At 71.8% G+C, this 4,033-nt stretch carries 3 protein-coding genes; all 3 read right to left on the bottom strand.

The features are described 5' to 3' along the window. The coding region (locus tag DKL51_RS04730; protein WP_148097726.1) for a serine/threonine-protein kinase at nt 1-943 on the bottom strand (943 nt) is incomplete at its 3' end. A 1-nt stretch (nt 944) separates the two neighbouring features. After that, complete coding sequence (locus DKL51_RS04725; protein ID WP_124811769.1) at nt 945-2,450, bottom strand: peptidoglycan D,D-transpeptidase FtsI family protein; 1,506 nt, start codon at nt 2,448-2,450, stop codon at nt 945-947. Then, nucleotides 2,447-3,832: an FtsW/RodA/SpoVE family cell cycle protein gene (locus DKL51_RS04720; protein WP_243420906.1), complete on the bottom strand. Its 1,386-nt coding sequence runs from the start codon at nt 3,830-3,832 to the stop codon at nt 2,447-2,449. The genes DKL51_RS04725 and DKL51_RS04720 overlap by 4 nt, the downstream gene beginning before the upstream one ends. Nucleotides 3,833-4,033 lie beyond the last annotated feature (201 nt).

Genomic DNA, 4,033 nt, shown 5'->3' with positions numbered 1-4,033 from the left:
GTGCCGCCGCCGGCGGATGGTGCTGCCGGGACGCCGCCGGGACCTGGGCCCGGGCCGAGGGCGCGGCCGGCGAGGCCGGTACGCCGGAGATCGGCCCCGGATGGACGCCGGCCCGCGCCTGCTGGGACAGGGCGACCTTCGCCTGCCGGGCGACGCTGGCCAACGCCGCGGCGCTCGGCCAGCGGGCGGCCGGATCCTTGGCCAGGGCGCGCTCCACGATCGCCTTCACCTGCGGCGGGATGTCGCTCGGCAGCGGGCGCGGCGTCTCGCGGACGTGCTTCATGGCGATCTCGAGCGGGTTGTCCCCCTCGAAGGGACGCCGACCGGCCAGGCACTGGTACGCCACCACACCGAGCGCGTACACGTCGGAGGCGGGGGTGGCGACCGCGCCGGTGGCCTGCTCGGGCGAGATGTACGACGCGGTGCCGAGCACCGAGCCGGCGGCGGTGAGCTGGCCGACCAGGTCGGAACGGGCGATGCCGAAGTCGGTGAGCACCAGCGTGCCGTTCGGCCGGACCAGCAGGTTGCCGGGCTTCACGTCCCGGTGCACGATGCCCTTCTCGTGGGCGGCGTGCAGCGCGTCGGCCGCCTGGGCCAGCAGGGCCATCGTCCGCGCCGGGGTGAGCCGACCGACCCGGCTCAGCGTCGCCGACAGCGCGTCGCCCTCCACGTACTCCATCACCAGGAAGGCGACGTGCTGGTCGCTGCCGAAGTCGTAGACGTCCACCACGCCGGGGTGGTTGATGGTCGCCATGGTGCGCGCCTCGCCACGGAACCGCTCGGCGAAGCCCGGCTCGTCGAGCAGCGCGGGCAGCAGGCTCTTCACCGCGACCGTACGGCCCAGCACCTGGTCGGTGGCACGCCAGACGTCGCCCATGCCACCGCTGGCGATCCGCTCGTCGAGGCGGTAGCGGCTGCCGAGCTGCACCCCCGGGCTGAGCATGTCAACGGCCCCTGGAGTCGGCGATCACCGCGGCCATGATCTTGCCGGCGATCCGGGCCGCCTCGTGGCTGCCGCCGCTGCCGGCCCGCTCCAACTCCACGCAGACGGCGGAGATCGCCTTGTCGTTCTTGTCCAGAACGAAGCCGATGAACCAGCCGTGGTCGGGGGTGTTCGGGCCGGACTGGGCGGTACCGGTCTTGCCGCCGACGGTGTAGCCGTCGATGCGGGCCGACTTGCCGGTGCCGTTCTCGACCACGCTGACCATCATTTCCCGCAGGTCGTCGGCGACCTGACCGCTGACCGGCTGGCGCAGCTGCCGCGGCTCGGCGGTGTAGTAGCTGGTGGTGCGGTCCGGGGCGAGCAGCTGCTTGACCAGGTACGGCCGCATCTGGCTGCCGCCGTTGGCGACCGCCCCGGCGATCAGCGCGCCCTGCAGCGGGGTCATCCGCACGTCCCGCTGGCCGATGGAGGACTGGGCCAGGGCGGCCGGGTCGGTGGCCCCGCCGGGGGCCTCCATGTCACCGGTCCGGCTGGCCGCCACCGGCAGTCCGCCCTTACCGAGATGCCCGACCGTGAGGTCCTCCTGCTCGAAGCCGAACTGGCGGGCCTTCTCCTTGAGCTTGTCGGCACCGAGCCGCACGCCGAGCTGGGCGAAGCCGGTGTTGCAGGACTCGGTGAGCGCCTGGACCAGGCTCACCTGGTCCTGCGGGCAGATCGAGTCGGCGGCGTTGCGGATCGGCTGCCCGGAGGTCGGCGGGGTCCAGCTCGCGCCGGCCGGGATTCTGGTCTCCTTGGTGAGGCCGTTCTCCAGCGCCGCCGCCGACACGATGACCTTGAAGGTGGAGCCCGGCGGCAGCGTCTCCGACAGCGCGCGGTTCGCCAGCGGGTGGTCCGGGTCCTTCTCCAGCTTGTTGTACGCGGCCGCAGCCTCGTTGGTGTCGTGACTGACCAGCGGGTTCGGGTCGAAGCTCGGCATCGAGACCAGCGCCTGCACCGCCCCGGTACGCGGGTCGATCGCGATCGCCGCGCCCTTGGTCGCCCCGACCTGGTTGTCCTGCAGCTGCTTGTACGCCGTCTCCTGGGCCCGCTTGGAGATGGTCAGCAGCACGTTGCCGCCGCCGGTCTTGTCCCCGGTGAACATGTCCTTCACCCGGTTGCCGAACAGCTGGTCGCTGGTGCCGGCGAGGAAGTCGTTCTCGGTCCGCTCGATGCCGGTGTCGGCGAGGTTGACCGGCTTGTAGCCGAGCACGTGCGCGTACGTCTCCCCCTCCGGGTAGGTGCGCAGGAACTTCAGCTTGCCGCTGGTCACCTTGCTGGTGGCCAGCGCGGTGCCGCCGGCCTCGATGTTGCCGCGCTTGCGCTCGTACTCGGCGACCTGGACCCGGCCGTTGTAGTCGCTGTTGCGGTATTCGTCGGCCTTGTAGGCCTGGATCCAGTTCAGGTTGGCGAAGAGCAGCCCGAACAGGATCATCACGACCACGCCGACGCGGCGCAGGGGTGCGTTCACGGCCGGATCACCTCCGTGGGGGCACCGTGCAGCTGCTCCGGCGGGCCACCGGTCGGGCGGACCGCCGGGCCGCCCCCGGTCACCGGCCGCCGGGCACCGTCGGAGACCCGGAGGAGGACCGCGATGAGCAGCCAGTTCGCCATCAGCGACGAGCCGCCCGCGGAGAGGAACGGGGTGGTCTGGCCGGTCAGCGGGATGAGCTTGCTGATCCCGCCGACGATGACGAAGACCTGGAGGCCGAGGGTGAAGGCGAGACCGCCGGCGAGCAGCTTGCCGAACGAGTCCCGTACGGCCAGCGCCGCCCGCAGACCGCGCTCGACGATCAGCAGGTAGACCACCAGCAGAGCGGAGAGGCCGAAGAGGCCGATCTCCTCGCCGATGCCGGCGAAGATGAAGTCGGTCTGCACCTCGGGCAGCAGGGTCGGCTGGCCGCCACCCGGGCCGGCGCCGAAGAGGCCGCCGGTGCCGAGGGTGAGCAGGCCCTGCACGAGTTGGTAGCCGCGGTCGTACGGCTCGGCGAACGGGTCCAACCAGATCTGCGCCCGGTCGTAGAAGTTGAGGAACGGGCCGCCGACCGTGCTGCCGAGGAGGTACGCCAGGTAGGCGCCGCCGAAGAAGAGCACCAGACCGATCAGCAGCCAGCTCACCCGTTCGGTGGCGATGTAGAGCGTCACCACGAACATGCCGAAGTAGAGCAGCGAGGTGCCCAGGTCCTTCTCGAAGACCAGGACCAGGAGGCTGATCATCCAGACCACGAGCACCGGGCCGAGGTCGCGGCCCCGCGGGAAGTCGATGCCGAGCACCCGCCGGCTAGCCAGCGAGAGCACCTCACGCTTGCGGACCAGGTAGTACGCGAAGAAGGCGAGCAGGGCCAGCTTGGCAAACTCACCCGGCTGGATGGAGAACCCGCCGATCCGGATCCAGAGCTTGGCGTTGTTGATCTCGGAGAACCGGGCCGGGAGCACCGCCGGGATCATCACCAGCACGATGCCGGCCAGCCCCAGGGTGTACGCGTACCGGGAGAGCGAACGGTGGTCCCGCATGATCGCGAGCAGCCCGGCGGCCAGAATCACGGCGGCGAGCGTCCAGGCGAGCTGCCGGCCACCCGTACCGGCGAAGATGGCCAGGTCCGCCCGGTCCGCCGGGGCGGCCTTGGCCAGGTCGTACCGGCGCAGGAAGCCCACCCCGATGCCGTTGAGCAGGGCGACCGCGGGCAGCAGCGCCGGGTCGGCGAAGGGCGCCAGCCACCGGATGACCAGGTGCAGGCCGAGGAAGACCAACCCCAGCGCGGCGGCCGGCATCCAGAAGTCCGAGGTGACCGTGTCGAGCACGTTCGCCTCGACGGTCGCCGCGTACGCGGCCACCAGCACCATCGCCAGCATGAGCAGCGACAGCTCGGCGTTGCGCCGGGACCGGGCCAGGCGCACGCCGGGCTGCTCGCCCGTCGAGGCGGGCGAGGCTGCCGGTACGGCGGCTGCGGTCACGGATGCGTCCTCGGTGTCGAGCCGACGCTCACTCCGGCGACCGGCAGCCCGCCGGGTCGACCGGGGGGACGGTGTCGGAGGAGGGGACGGCGTCGGGCG

Origin of the sequence: Micromonospora globispora (assembly GCF_003857015.1) — a bacterium.
GTDB classification, from domain to species: domain Bacteria; phylum Actinomycetota; class Actinomycetes; order Mycobacteriales; family Micromonosporaceae; genus Micromonospora; species Micromonospora globispora.
This window is presented reverse-complemented; position numbering and strand designations above follow the sequence as displayed.

Excerpts from the sequence above, each read along its gene's own strand:
- DKL51_RS04720 (WP_243420906.1), bottom strand. The coding sequence starts at position 3,832 with ATGCTGGCGATGGTGCTGGTGGCCGCGTACGCGGCGACCGTCGAGGCG.